Origin of the sequence: Vibrio brasiliensis LMG 20546, from assembly GCF_000189255.1 — a bacterium.
Taxonomy (GTDB): Bacteria; Pseudomonadota; Gammaproteobacteria; order Enterobacterales; family Vibrionaceae; genus Vibrio; species Vibrio brasiliensis.
Window position 1 is genome coordinate 37,915 of the sequence record NZ_AEVS01000049.1, and the last position, 14,231, is coordinate 52,145.

At 44.9% G+C, this 14,231-nt stretch carries 9 protein-coding genes; 8 read left to right on the plus strand and 1 reads right to left on the minus strand.

What is annotated here, in order from left to right; genetic code table 11:
* Positions 1–104 precede the first annotated feature (104 nt).
* The 8 genes from RH46_RS07870 to rmf all read left to right on the plus strand — a co-directional run bounded on the left by RH46_RS07870 (position 105) and on the right by rmf (position 13,497).
* The gene (locus RH46_RS07870) at positions 105–4,946 is read left to right on the plus strand and encodes an NAD-glutamate dehydrogenase (RefSeq protein WP_006878880.1); all 4,842 of its coding nucleotides are present in this window, start codon (positions 105–107) and stop codon (positions 4,944–4,946) included.
* Between the two features lie 87 nt (positions 4,947–5,033).
* Complete coding sequence (gene pyrD, locus RH46_RS07875; RefSeq protein WP_006878881.1) at positions 5,034–6,044, plus strand: quinone-dependent dihydroorotate dehydrogenase; 1,011 nt, start codon at positions 5,034–5,036, stop codon at positions 6,042–6,044.
* A gap of 183 nt (positions 6,045–6,227) precedes the next feature.
* On the plus strand, positions 6,228–6,773 hold the full coding sequence (locus tag RH46_RS07880) for a cell division protein ZapC (protein ID WP_006878882.1): 546 nt from the start codon (positions 6,228–6,230) through the stop codon (positions 6,771–6,773).
* Between the two features lie 472 nt (positions 6,774–7,245).
* On the plus strand, positions 7,246–9,369 hold the full coding sequence (gene rlmKL / locus RH46_RS07885) for a bifunctional 23S rRNA (guanine(2069)-N(7))-methyltransferase RlmK/23S rRNA (guanine(2445)-N(2))-methyltransferase RlmL (RefSeq protein WP_006878883.1): 2,124 nt from the start codon (positions 7,246–7,248) through the stop codon (positions 9,367–9,369).
* Positions 9,370–9,377: 8 nt separating this feature from the next.
* Positions 9,378–9,617 (plus strand): glutaredoxin family protein, encoded by a 240-nt coding sequence (locus RH46_RS07890; protein ID WP_071985904.1) that lies wholly within the window; start codon positions 9,378–9,380, stop codon positions 9,615–9,617.
* Positions 9,598–11,514 (plus strand): ABC transporter ATP-binding protein, encoded by a 1,917-nt coding sequence (locus tag RH46_RS07895; RefSeq protein WP_006878885.1) that lies wholly within the window; start codon positions 9,598–9,600, stop codon positions 11,512–11,514. The genes RH46_RS07890 and RH46_RS07895 overlap by 20 nt, the downstream gene beginning before the upstream one ends.
* Before the next feature lie 5 nt (positions 11,515–11,519).
* Entirely contained in the window at positions 11,520–13,121 is a 1,602-nt protein-coding gene (locus tag RH46_RS07900) for a DUF3466 family protein (RefSeq protein ID WP_006878886.1), read from the plus strand.
* A gap of 202 nt (positions 13,122–13,323) precedes the next feature.
* Positions 13,324–13,497: a ribosome modulation factor gene (gene rmf, locus RH46_RS07905; protein ID WP_004414030.1), complete on the plus strand. Its 174-nt coding sequence runs from the start codon at positions 13,324–13,326 to the stop codon at positions 13,495–13,497.
* Between the two features lie 133 nt (positions 13,498–13,630).
* On the opposite strand, the gene fabA is transcribed toward rmf, so the two are convergent.
* On the minus strand, positions 13,631–14,149 hold the full coding sequence (gene fabA, locus RH46_RS07910; protein ID WP_006878887.1) for a bifunctional 3-hydroxydecanoyl-ACP dehydratase/trans-2-decenoyl-ACP isomerase: 519 nt from the start codon (positions 14,147–14,149) through the stop codon (positions 13,631–13,633).
* Between the last annotated feature and the right edge of the window lie 82 nt (positions 14,150–14,231).

Consider the following 14,231-nt stretch of genomic DNA (forward strand, 5'->3'; position numbering starts at 1 on the left):
CTATTTATCAATAAAGCTTTTACAATAAAGCGGCATTACCCGTGTTAAGCACTATGCTTACAACATCCCCAAAATACATACAATTCTAATTGTGGAGTGTGATTATGACCGCGCGTGAAACATTGATGCCGGTTCTGCTTGAAAAAGTTTATAAGCTTATTCAAGACAAACTCGAGCTTGCTCATCAACCCCTAGTCACCCAACTTGCTCAACATTTATTTAGTAACATTTCTCAGGACGATTTGGTCGAACGTAACGAATCTGACTTATATGGCGCAGTGGTTTCACTTTGGCACCATATCAATGAGAAAAAAGCTGACGATATTTCTGTTCGAGTTTTCAATCCAACCGTAAGTCGCCAAGGCTGGCAATCAACTCACACAATCGTGGAGATTGTGGTTCCTGATGGTCCGTTTTTGGTCGACTCAGTAAAAATGGCACTAAGCCGTTTGGATCTGTCATCACACTTAATGCTCCATGGTCCGACTCAGATCTCGCGTACAAAAGATGGCGAGATTACTGGCATCAACCAAGGAGAGGGCGCCCTACAGTCACTGTTCCATATTGAGGTTGACCGCCTGAGCGATAAAGAAGCAATGGCTTCACTGAAAGAGGAACTTCTGAGTATTCTTAACGACACTGGTCTGGTTGTTCAAGACTGGTTACTGATGGTTGAGAAACTGGAAGAAGTGACTGCTCAAGTAGAAGCTCAGCAGGGCAAGGTCGAGATCCAACGCGATCGTTATGACGAGTCGATCCAGTTTTTACGCTGGTTAGGAAATCATAACTTCACCTTCATGGGATATAAGGAATACGACCTTGTGTCTGTTGATGGCGACACTGAACTAAGACCTTCACCGGACAAAGGGCTTGGCCTGTTTGCAAACCGTGATCGTGTTCGTACAGTTAAACTGTCTGACTTCCCTGATTCTGCACGCCTTGAAGCGAAGAAGCCATTCTTACTTATCGTGACTAAAGGTAACCGAGCATCGCGAATTCACCGTCCGGCTTACACAGACTACATTGGCATCAAGAAGTTTGATGAAAATGGCAAGGTAATTGGTGAGCACCGATTTACTGGTCTGTATACTTCTGCGGTATATAACCAGAGCGTTGAAGGAATTCCTCTCATCCGTGAAAAAGTTGAGCGTATCCTCGAAGCAAGTCGTTACCGTGAGGGGTCATACTCTTACAAAGCACTTCACAATATCTTAGAAAATTACCCACGTGACGAACTACTGCAGGCCAAAGAAGAAGAACTGCTAGAAGTTGGTATGGGCGTTGTACAAATGCAGGACCGTGACCTGTTACGTCTGTTTGTACGTAAAGACCCGTTTGGCCGCTTCTTTAGCTGTATGGTGTATGTAACAAAAGATCGTTACAACACTGAACTTCGCCGCCAGACACAGCGCATCTTGCAGCAGTACTTCGGCTGTGAACAAGAAGTAGAATTTACTACCTACTTCTCAGAGAGCCCACTCGCTCGTACTCATTACATTGTTCGTGTTGATAACAACAACATGGACGTCGACGTTAAAACGATTGAGCAAAACTTAATGGAAGCATCTTCAACTTGGGATGATCGTTTATCAGAAGCGATCGTGGCAAACTTTGGTGAGAGTAAAGGTCTGCCTTTAGCGAAAGATTACCTGCGCGCTTTCCCACGCTCATACAAAGAAGATGTTATGCCTGGTTCTGCGGTAGCGGATATCGAACGTCTTGAAAAGCTAAGCGATGACAACAAACTTGGTATGCTTTTCTACCGTCCTCAAGAACTGGGTTCGGATTCTAAGTCTGTACGTCTGAAACTCTACCACCGTGATGAGCCAATCCACCTATCTGATGTTATGCCAATGCTTGAAAACCTTGGCCTGCGCGTGATTGGTGAATCACCATATGAAGTTCGTAAGGCGAACGGTCAAGTATATTGGATCCTCGATTTCTCTATGCTGCATAAGAGCGAGAAGACGGTTGATCTTCGTGAAGCTCGTGATCGTTTCCAACAGGCATTTGCAGCCATCTGGGCTGGTGAACTAGAAAGTGATGGCTTTAACCGTTTGGTACTTGGCGCTTCACTAACTGGTCGTGAAATCTCAATTCTTCGCGCTTATGCTCGTTACATGCGCCAGGTTGGTTTCCCATTCAGTCAACAATACATCGAAGAGACACTGAGCCATTACCCTGACTTGGCTAAAGGTCTGGTTGATCTGTTTGCTAAACGCTTTGAACCAAAATTCAAAGGCAGCCAGAAAGGTCAAAATGATCTGATTGCTAAGATTACTGAGCAACTTGATCATGTAGAAAGCCTGGATGATGACCGTATTATCCGTCGCTACATGGAAATGATCACCGCAACGCTGCGTACCAACTACTATCAAGTAGATGACAACAAGCAGTTTAAGCCGTGGCTATCATTGAAGATGAAGCCAAGTGATATTCCTGAAATTCCTCAACCAGTTCCTGCGTTTGAGATCTTCGTTTACGCACCGGACATTGAAGGTGTTCACCTGCGTGGCGGTAAAGTTGCTCGTGGTGGTCTGCGTTGGTCAGATCGTCAGGAAGACTTCCGTACAGAAATTCTTGGTCTGGTAAAAGCACAGCAAGTTAAGAACACGGTTATCGTTCCTGTAGGTGCAAAAGGTGGCTTCGTTTGTAAACGTCAGCACACGCTAAGTGGCCGTGACGAGATCTTTGCTGAAGGTCAACGTTGTTACAAACGCTTTATCCGCGCACTACTTGATGTCTCTGACAACATCATTGAAGGTGAGGTGGCTCATCCGAAGAATGTTGTGCGTCACGATGAAGATGATCCGTACTTGGTTGTAGCTGCCGATAAGGGCACAGCGACATTCTCGGATCTGGCAAACTCAGTTTCTGAAGAGTACAACTTCTGGCTGGGTGATGCATTTGCTTCTGGTGGTTCGAATGGTTACGACCACAAAGCTATGGGCATCACGGCTAAAGGTGGTTGGGAATCAGTGAAACGCCATTTCCGTGAAATGGGAATTAACTGTCAGACTACCGACTTCACTGCAATCGGTGTAGGTGATATGGCAGGGGATGTATTTGGTAACGGTATGCTGCTGTCTAAGCACATCCGTCTGCAGGCTGCATTTAACCACATGCACATCTTCATTGATCCTAATCCGGATTCAGCTTCAAGCTGGGAAGAGCGTAACCGTCTATTCAACTTACCTCGTTCAAGTTGGGAAGATTACAATGCTGAACTGATTTCTGCTGGTGGCGGTATCTTCTCGCGTCGTGCTAAGTCGATTGCACTAACGCCAGAAATTCAGAAGATGCTACGCACTAAGAAAGCATCTGTAGCGCCAAACGATTTGATCAAAATGCTGCTATCAATGGAAGTGGATCTTCTATGGAATGGTGGTATCGGTACTTACGTTAAAGCCGCAAGTGAAACACACACTGATGTTGGCGACCGTGCTAATGATGTACTGCGTATTGATGGCCGCGACCTGAAAGCGAAAGTTGTTGGTGAAGGTGGTAACTTAGGTATGACTCAGTTAGGGCGTATTGAATATGCTCTTAACGGTGGTCGTGTCAATACCGACTTTGTCGATAACGTTGGTGGTGTAGACTGTTCAGATAACGAAGTTAACATCAAGATCTTCCTCAATGGTCTGGTGACTAATGGTGATCTTACCGTTAAGCAGCGCAACAAGATCCTTGAGTCGATGGAAGACGAAGTCGGCGAGATTGTACTTGATGATGCTTACTGTCAGGCTGAATCAATCTCAGTGACTGAGCAACAGGGCACTTCACTGGTTAAAGAGCAAATTCGCTTTATCCATACTATGGAAAAAGCGGGTCACCTTGACCGTGCACTGGAATACATTCCTGACGACGAAACGCTATTAGAGCGTGAGAAGCAGGGTATGGCACTGACTCGTCCAGAACTTTCAGTACTTGTTGCATACGGTAAGATGGTTCTTAAAGAAGAGTTGGTACACGAAGACATCGCTAATGACGACTTCCATGCTCAACAGCTAACCAACTACTTCCCAACAGAGTTACGCCGTAACTATTCAGCCCAGATGGACAACCATCCACTGCGCGCTGAGATTATTGCTACCGCTCTTGCAAACCAAATGGTTAACGAGATGGGATGTAACTTTGTTACTCGTCTGCAGGAAGAGACGGGTGCACACGTGGTTGATATCGCAAATGCTTATGTGGCTTCACGTGAAATCTTCGGTCTTGGCAATGTTCTGAAACAGCTTCGTGAACTGGATAACACGGCAACTACGGTAGCTCAGTACGACATGATGTTCTACGTGCGTCGTACGCTACGTCGTCTGTCTCGCTGGTTGCTACGTAACCGTAATGGTCGTCAATGTGTTAAAGCTCTGATTGAACTTTATCAAGGTGATGTAGAAACGATCAAACAACATCTGGATGAGATGTTGGTTCCTTCAGAAGTTGAAGAGCACAACGAAATGGCTCAGGCTTGGATCGAACAGGGTATTGATGCTGAACTGGCTAATTATGTAGCGCGTCTGTCTAGCCTATACTCAGTACTGGATATATCCACAGTGGCTCGTGAAAAAGGCAAAACTGTCGAACAGAGTGCTAAGTTGTACTACAATCTGGGCGATCGTCTGTCACTGCACTGGTTCTTGAAACAGATCAATGGTCAGGCGGTGGATAACCACTGGCAAGCGTTAGCTCGAGCAGCTTTCCGCGAAGATCTTGATTGGCAGCAACGTCAGCTAACCGGTCAGGTACTAAGCTGTGGCTGTGCTCCAGAGGATCTTGATGTGATGAAAGCACTCGATGACTGGATCGTGACCAATGAAATCTCACTGCATCGTTGGGAAAACATTCTCAATGAATTCAAGGTGGGTTCAGTGCACGAGTTCGCGAAATTCTCTGTTGCTTTACGCGAACTGATGCTGTTAAACCTCAATTGTTCAGCAAATGAGTAAACGATTGCTATAATTCGTTGAATTAATCGGTAAAACATTTAATAATACAGCCCCGTTTACACGGGGCTTTTTTCTTTCGGAGGCACAATGCTTTACCGTCTAGCCAGAACTGGCTTTTTCCAACTTGATGCCGAAAAGGCACATGATCTTGCGATTCAAAACTTCAAACGTTTTACTGGTACTCCAGTTGATCTTCTTTATCGCCAACAACTACCACACCGTCCCGTCGAATGTATGGGTCTGACCTTCCGTAATCCAGTCGGCCTTGCTGCTGGTCTTGATAAAAACGGCGAGTGTATTGAAGCATTTGATGCAATGGGCTTCGGCTTTGTCGAAGTAGGGACAGTGACACCGCGTCCACAATCTGGAAATGATAAGCCACGTTTGTTCCGTCTGGTTGAAGCTGAAGGCATTATCAACCGTATGGGCTTTAACAACCTAGGCGTTGATAATCTGGTTGAGAATGTTAAGAAAGCGAAGTTCGATTGCGTACTTGGCATTAACATCGGTAAGAATAAAGACACTCCAATCGAAAAGGGTGCGGAAGATTACCTGATTTGTATGGAAAAAGTGTACGAGCACGCTGGTTACATCGCAGTAAACATCTCGTCACCAAACACTCCGGGTCTACGCTCACTTCAGTATGGTGAAGCACTGGATGAACTACTGTCAGAGCTAAAGGCGAAACAAGCGGAACTTGCTGAAAAATATAGTAAATATGTACCGCTGGCACTAAAGATCGCGCCGGATCTTAGTGACGATGAGATCAAACAGATCTGCCAGTCTCTACTGACTAATAATATCGATGCGGTAATTGCGACTAACACAACATTAGATCGTTCAATCGTTGAAGGCATGAAACATGCGAACGAGGCGGGTGGTCTAAGTGGTCGACCTGTACAGTCTCGCAGTACTGAAGTTGTTCGCCGTCTACACGAAGAACTTAAAGACCAAATCCCTGTGATTGGGGTAGGTGGTGTTGATTCTTATGTTGCAGCAAAAGAGAAGATGATGGCAGGTGCTAAACTGGTTCAGGTTTATTCTGGCTTCATTTACCACGGTCCTGCACTAGTACGTGATATCGTAAAAAACCTATAGAAGTTTAAGAGGTTAGTGACATTGTCACTAATTCTAAATCTATTATCTACACTCTATTTTGAGAGGAAATGAATTTTCATTTCCTCTTTTTTTTCGTCTCTGAGCTAATAAAATCCACAAATACTACTTGGAAAGGTAATTAAGCGTTTTACCTAATTTCATACCACTAACAGAGATGGAACGATGCTTAAACCCAATGACAAATGGACTTGGTACTATGATGACGCAGAACAGCATCTAATGTTGGATCTGGGTGATGATATGGTATTTAAGACCAACCTTCCTCGTAAGCTAGTTGTCGATTGTGCAATTGGCGTTAATGAATTCTCTGTAGATGATGCATCTGCATTCCAGACATACAAAGAACAAATCGCTTTATTAGGCTTAAGTGAGCCTAGACAAGCTGAACTCGCTTTGTACTGTGTCGCAGCAAAACGTTTCCATAAACCAGTCCAACCTAAGAGCTGGTTCTTTGACAACCTTTCAGATGGACAAATGACTCCAGAAGAGGGTGATTTGATTCGTTTAAGCAATTCCTATAGTGATGGCTACTTTATCGTATTAGAGGTAGGAGAGTGCGCGAGTCTTTGCGCTTCTGTCTGCCTGGAAGAGTTTGCCCTGAACGGTTCAAAATGCCTTCAGTTTGGCCAGGCGATTAAAGTGATGCACGACAGACTTGTTATCTGCAACCACCATTTTCATGCTCAACCAATCGCCTTGGTTAGCTAATCATTAGACTTTATCGTTCCTTTGTTTCATTTCCCGCCAGCTATAAGCTGGCTTTTTTTTGCCTTCAATTTACCCATTCTGTTCACTGCTAGAGCTATTTCACATGTGAGCTCAGTACAAATTTTAAGCGAATAGTGCGCTTATTTTTCAGTCAATTTGCCTCGTTAATAGGGTAAATAGCTATCTAAATTCCCCATTTAGCCAAAATCTGTAACTAAATTTCAGTTAAAAACACCTCTGGTATATACCAATTTTGGTGCGAATAAGTATTCACTTCGTCTTGAGGCCAGTTTCAACGGTAAAAAGCCCATGATTTGAATTGATGTAGATGAAAGTTGGTGACAAGAGAGCAACAGGTCACGAAATGTACGTTTGATGAGTTAATTGAAGGTAAATTCTGGAATGGACTAACGATGAACTAATGATGTCGGGTATAATGCGGGGTCATTTTCTACTGAATTAAAACATCACTATGCATCAATATCTTGCGGTTACGTCCAATGGTCTAGAAAACCTATTGGTTGACGAGCTAACTAAGCTAGGGATCAGCGACGCTAAACCTGTGCAGGCGGGCGTACGTTTCAAGGCGAGCAACGAGCAGATTTATCGCGTCTGTCTATGGAGCCGTCTGGCTTCACGTTTTGTTCGTGTACTATCTGAGTTCACATGTAACGATGATATGGATCTGTATCTAGCGTCTTCAGCAGTGAACTGGGTGAATCAATTCCATAGCTCGAAGAAGTTTGTCGTTGATTTTAACGGTACGAACCGCGAAATCCGTAACAGCCAGTACGGTGCAATGAAAGTTAAAGATGCGGTAGTGGACAGCTTTGAGAAAAAGAACCTGCCACGTCCTTCGATCAGTAAAGATCAAGCAGATCTTCGCATTCATGTTCGCTTACATAAAGATAAAGCTATCCTTGGTATCGATATGGTAGGCGGGGGTTTGCATCAACGTGGTTACCGACCTGCATCAGGCCGTGCTCCTTTACGTGAGACTCTGGCAGCAGCGATTATCCTGCGTAGTGGGTGGGACACTGATAAGCCTCTATTAGACCCAATGTGTGGCTCTGGTACGCTACTTATTGAAGCGGCCATGATGGCTGCAAATATGGCACCAGGTGTAAACCGTGCTAAGTGGGGCTTTGAGTCACTAGAAGACTTCGAACCTGAGTTGTGGGCAGAGATTAAATCTGAGGCTAGTGTACAAGCTCGCCGTGGTGTCAATAAAACTGACACCAAGTTTTATGGCTTCGATAATGACTCACGCGTATTGAAAACTGCTCAAGATAACGCTCGTCGTGCAGGTGTTGAGTCATTGATTGAATTCAAACTTGGTGATGCTGCGGAAGTTAAGCGTCCTGAAGGCTTCGAAGCAGGGGTCATTGTATCTAACCCGCCATATGGTGAGCGTCTAGGTACTCAACCAGGCTTAATTGCTCTATATACCGCATTTGGTGCTCAGCTTAAGTCAGAGTTTGGTGGCTGTCAGGCATCGATTTTCTCTAGCTCAGACGAATTATTAAGCTGTTTACGTATGCGTGCAGACAAACAGTTTAAATTGAATAATGGTGCGTTACCGTGTCACCAAAAGAACTACTCGATCAGTGAGCGCGTGGCACAAGACTCAAGTGACAATGTAACTGAATCTTTGGTTGCTCCAGACTTTTCAAACCGTCTAAAGAAAAATATTGCTAAAATCGGCAAGTGGGCGCGTAAAGAAAAACTCGATTGTTACCGTATCTATGATGCAGATTTGCCTGAATACAACGTTGCTATCGATGTGTATTTGGATCAACTGGTCATTCAGGAATACGCAGCACCAAAGAATATCCCTGAAGAGAAAGCGAAACGTCGCCTAACGGATATTATTCGTGCCACGATTCAGGTTACCGAAACTCCTGCTAATAAAGTGGTACTAAAAGTTCGCGAAAAGCAGAAGGGACGTTCTCAATATCAGAAGCTATCACAGCAATCAGAAACACTGGTTGTTAATGAGTATGGCGTGAAGCTATCGGTTAACCTACACGACTACCTAGATACCGGTTTGTTCCTTGATCATAAGATCACGCGCCGTAAGCTTGGTGAGATGGCTCAGGGCAAAGATTTCCTTAACCTGTTCGCTTACACCGGTTCTGGTACCGTTCATGCTGCATGTGGTGGTGCTAAATCAACCACTACGGTTGATATGTCTAACACTTACCTTGAGTGGGCGAAAGAGAACATGAAGCTCAACGGTCAGGTAGGTCGCCAGCACCGCTTTGAACAGGCGGACTGCTTACAATGGCTAGAGACTTCGACTGCTCAGTTTGATCTTATCTTTATTGATCCTCCGACGTTTTCCAACTCGAAACGTATGGAACAGAGCTTTGACGTCCAGCGCGACCATATCCAGCTAATGAAGAACCTTAAGCGTCTGCTGCGTGCTGGTGGCACAATTGTGTTCTCAAACAACAAACGTCACTTCAAAATGGATTTAGAAGCGCTTGAGCAACTAGGGCTTGAAGCGAAGAACATTTCTCACCAAACACTACCGCTGGATTTTGCACGTAATAAGCATATCCACAACTGTTGGGTGATAACTCACAAGGACTAACAGTAAACGTGATTACGTTATACAGTACAGAAGGGTGCCATCTGTGTGAGATGGCATTTGCCCTGACTCAACAACTCAATATTTCCACTCAAATCGAGATTGTCGACATAGCGTTCGATGATGAGCTATTTTCTCGTTACGGCGTCACGATTCCCGTGCTGAATTATCAAGGCAAAGAGTTAAATTGGCCGTTTGATTTGGAACAGTTACAAGTTTGGTTAAGCGATAATGGCATTACTTACAATTAATAACGGATTGCTGGCTTATGGCGATCACCCTCTATTAGACAACGCAGACTTCGCACTCCAGACTAATGAACGTGTCTGTTTGGTTGGCCGTAACGGTGCGGGTAAATCGACCCTGATGAAGGTTCTGGCTGGCGAGGTGATTCTCGATGACGGTAAGCTAACCGTTACTCAGGACGTGGTAGTTTCACGTTTAGAACAGGATCCTCCGCGTAATGAGCAGGGAACGGTATTCGATTATGTTGCTGGTGGTCTGGCGGAAGTCGGCGAGCAGTTGAAGATCTATCAAGATCAGCTCGATCTGATTGCACACGATGCGTCAGAGAAAAACATTAATAAACTGGCTCGTATTCAGGAACAGCTTGAACACTCCGGTGCCTGGCGCTTTGAGGACCGCATCAAGAACGTGATGGATGCGCTTAAACTTGATGGCCACACCAAACTTACTGATTTGTCTGGTGGCTGGCAGCGTAAAGCAGCGTTAGCTCGTGCTTTGGTGCGCGATCCGGACGTTCTGCTGCTTGATGAGCCAACCAACCACCTTGATGTCACCACCATTGAGTGGCTAGAAAACTTCCTGAAAGATTTCCGCGGCTCAATCATCTTTATTTCTCACGACCGTGCCTTTATTAAATCGATGGCAACACGCATCGTCGACCTTGATCGTGGCAAGTTAGCCTCATTCCCTGGTAATTACGACAACTACCTGGTGGAAAAAGAGGAGATGTTACGCGTCGAGGAGATGCAGAACGCAGAGTTTGACAAAAAGCTTGCTCAGGAAGAAGTATGGATTCGTCAGGGGATCAAAGCACGTCGTACCCGTAACGAAGGCCGTGTTCGTGCGCTTAAGAAGCTGCGTGAAGAACGACAGGACCGTCGTGAAGTGCAGGGCAAGGCTAACATTCAAATCGACGACGCTTCACGTTCAGGCAAGATCGTCTTTGAAGCGCAAAACATTGAATATAGTATCGATGGTAAGTCGATCGTCAAAGATTTCTCGTTCAATATCATGCGTGGTGATCGTATTGCACTGATTGGCCCTAACGGCTGTGGTAAGAGTACCTTGCTTAAGCTGCTACTGGATGAGCTTAAACCGCAAAACGGTAAGCTTCACTGCGGAACTAAGCTAGAAGTAGCGTATTTCGACCAGTACCGTGAAGTGCTTGACCCTGAGAAATCGGTTATCGACAACCTCGCTGATGGTAAGCAAGAGGTCATGGTTGGTGGTCGTCAGCGTCATGCGCTGAGCTACCTGCAAGACTTCTTGTTCGCACCGCACCGCGCCAGAACACCGGTTAAAGCTTTATCTGGTGGTGAAAAAAACCGACTTCTTCTCGCCCGTATCTTCCTTAAATCCAATAACTTACTGGTACTCGATGAACCAACCAACGATTTGGACATCGAAACATTGGAACTTTTAGAGGATTTACTTGCCAACTATCAGGGTACATTGTTGTTGGTTAGCCACGATCGTCAGTTCGTTGATAACACTGTGACCACAAGCTGGATCTTTGAAGGCAACGGCGTGATTGAAGAATTCGTCGGTGGTTATCATGACGCTCAGCAACAACGTCTTCAGGTTCAGAAAGCGCGTAACACTGAAAAAGTCGCGCCGACGGCCAAACAGGTTGAGGAAACTCCCAAAACCGCTGTAACAAAGAGCAAACCTAAGAAGTTATCTTATAAACTACAGCGCGAGTTAGAAGCATTGCCAGCGAAACTAGAAGAGTTAGAGGCCGATATTGAAAACTTGCAAGAGCAGGTTAACAACGCTGATTTCTTTTCTAAGCCAGTAGAGCAGACGCAACCAGTATTAGATAAGCTAGCTGCAACAGAGCAGGAGCTTGAGATTGCTTTCGAACGCTGGGAAGAGCTCGAAGCAATGCAACAGGAAAGTTAAGATTAATGAGTAGTAATATTTTCAAAGTTTCACTAGTGGCAGCGACCGTTGCAGCCTCTTTCGGCGCGAATGCGGCGCTGTATAACGTCTATCTGGAAGCTCCGGAAGGGACCAGTTCTAGCCTGCAGACCTACGGTGTAGCCATTGCTCCCAACGCAACAGTCTGTTGGAGTAACGCGTGTTCAGAATCCACGTCTGTGATGGCGACGGAAGTTAAGCGTTATAGAGAAGGCTATCAGTACCGTGATGAATCACCGTTTTTCTTGCCGTTTGGTTACGACTATTTAGAAGATAATCTTGATGGCTTCAGAAGCTATTGTCGTAATTACTTAGGTTATACCGATACATTATGTGATGACTGGGGTACTCAGCAGTACACTAACGGTTACAAAAAAGAACAAGATGGTGACTATGCGGGTTCAATTGCTTATCTAGATGGAACGCAACTTTCGTATTCCCAAAACACCGTTGTGAATAGTATTGATGATTCAGGTGATACTGTTGGTAACACTAATAATGGTGCAACCAATAGAATGTTAGCCTTCGTTGATGTCGAGCAAGACGAGTTTAAACCTGCCGATACTTCTGACTTTGAAGAGTCGCATGCTTGGGCTAAGAAAAACCTCAACGGTACTGATTACGTTGTAGGTAGTATCACACGTGACAACGCAGGTACTTCTATCGAACGTACATCTAAGGCAACGGTTTGGAAAGACATCGGTGGTGGTTCTTTCGATGAAGTTGAAATTTCTTGGAGCAGTGCAGCAGCTCGCGATCGTTATATGCCGCAAGGTAGTGCTCGCGATATCATGTATGATGCAGGAACAACGACATACTATGCAGTCGGATACAACTCTGATAGTAATGAGCGCTTACGTGCTGCTGTCTTTGAGTCTAGTGACGGAACAACCTGGACCTCATCGTTTGTCGATGACTTCCCTTATGAAGAAAGTGAGTACGCAAACCAAACTCTACAAGCAGTCAACGATAATGGTATAGCGATTGGTACAGCGAAACTGAATCAGGCACTTAACGGCGCATACGCGAACACCTTGTTTTACGTGAATAGCCTGAGTTCGCCAACTTACAAAGCCTTCAGTGGTAGCATCTTCTTTAGCGGCGCTAACGGCAAAGCAGGTAACATCAACAACCACAACGACGTGGTTGGTGCCATTGATTTTGAAAGTCATAAAGAGACCAACGGTAAACCACGTGCAAAGCGTGCATTTATTGCTAACCTGGGTACCACAAGTGATTCAGCACCAATCGGCGGCGTAGCCCGTTACCTTGATGATCTAACTTATGGTTCTGGCGCTTCAACTAATAATAATCAGTACCGTATTATCGAAGCGGCTGATATTAATGATGCCGGTATTATTGCTGCTACTGCACTTTACTGTTCTGGTGGTTTCGATAGTGAAGCGATTGATGCGGACTGTAGTTCAGGAGGCTCGTATGTTGGTGTTAAGCTTGTGCCGATCAATGGTCAGACGGCAAATGATATCAGCGCGCGCCCAGTAGCTCAGGAGACTATTGAGCGTCAGGGCGGCACGATTGGCTTTATCACTCTGACTCTATTAGGTTTACTCGGGTTCCGTAAGAAATAGGTTAAATTTTCAACAAGGGCACAGGTTCACAGTTTTGGATCTGTGCCTTTTTTATACCTTGAATAAAGGCTCATTTTGATCGAATCTTAATGGTGAAGTCATAAAAGCTTCATTTCTATCGCCTAGTACTGTGCTAACGATAGTCAGTCGGAGATAGATAAAGTAGTACGTTAAGAAACATTTTATGTATGAGGACGACACTATGAAGAGACAAAAGCGTGACCGCTTAGAAAGAGCTCAATCTCAAGGTTACAAAGCGGGCCTAAATGGCCGCTCAATGGAGGCATGTCCATACCAGCAGATGGATGCTCGATCTTATTGGCTTGGTGGTTGGCGCGATGCCAGGGAAGATAAACACTCTGGTCTCTACAAATAACACTCAATCTCCACATACGATATAGGATTTAGCCCCGCAAGGGGCTTTTAAATAGTAGCTTAACGCACTATAACTAAATGGTTAGGCAATAAAAAAGCGACTCAAGTGAGTCGCTTTTAAACAATCATGAAGATTAGAATGAAGATGTATCTTGGAACAGACCAACTTTAAGGTCTTTCGCTACATAAATCTCTTTACCATCTACCAGTACACGGCCGTCAGCAAGACCCATTACCAGTTTACGGTTAACAACGCGCTTCATGTGAATTTCGTATGTTACTTTCTTAGCAGTAGGTAGGATCTGGCCAGTAAACTTAACTTCACCAACACCTAGTGCACGGCCTTTACCTTTGCCGCCAACCCAACCAAGGAAGAAACCAACTAGCTGCCACATCGCATCAAGGCCTAGACAGCCTGGCATTACTGGGTCACCAGGGAAGTGGCAATCAAAGAACCATAGATCCGGAGTAATATCTAGCTCTGCTAGGATAAGACCCTTACCGAAATCACCTTCAGTTTCTGACATTTTAGTGATGCGATCCATCATTAGCATGTTAGGTGCTGGAAGCTGAGGGTAACCCTCACCAAATAGCTCACCTTGGCTAGACGCTAGAAGATCTTCACGGTTATAAGAATCACGTTTGTTTTGCATTATCAATTACTCCAAATTTTGATAGCAGCATGTTAGTGAACACGTGTACGCTAAACAACTCCGATCAGTAAAAATATGAGCA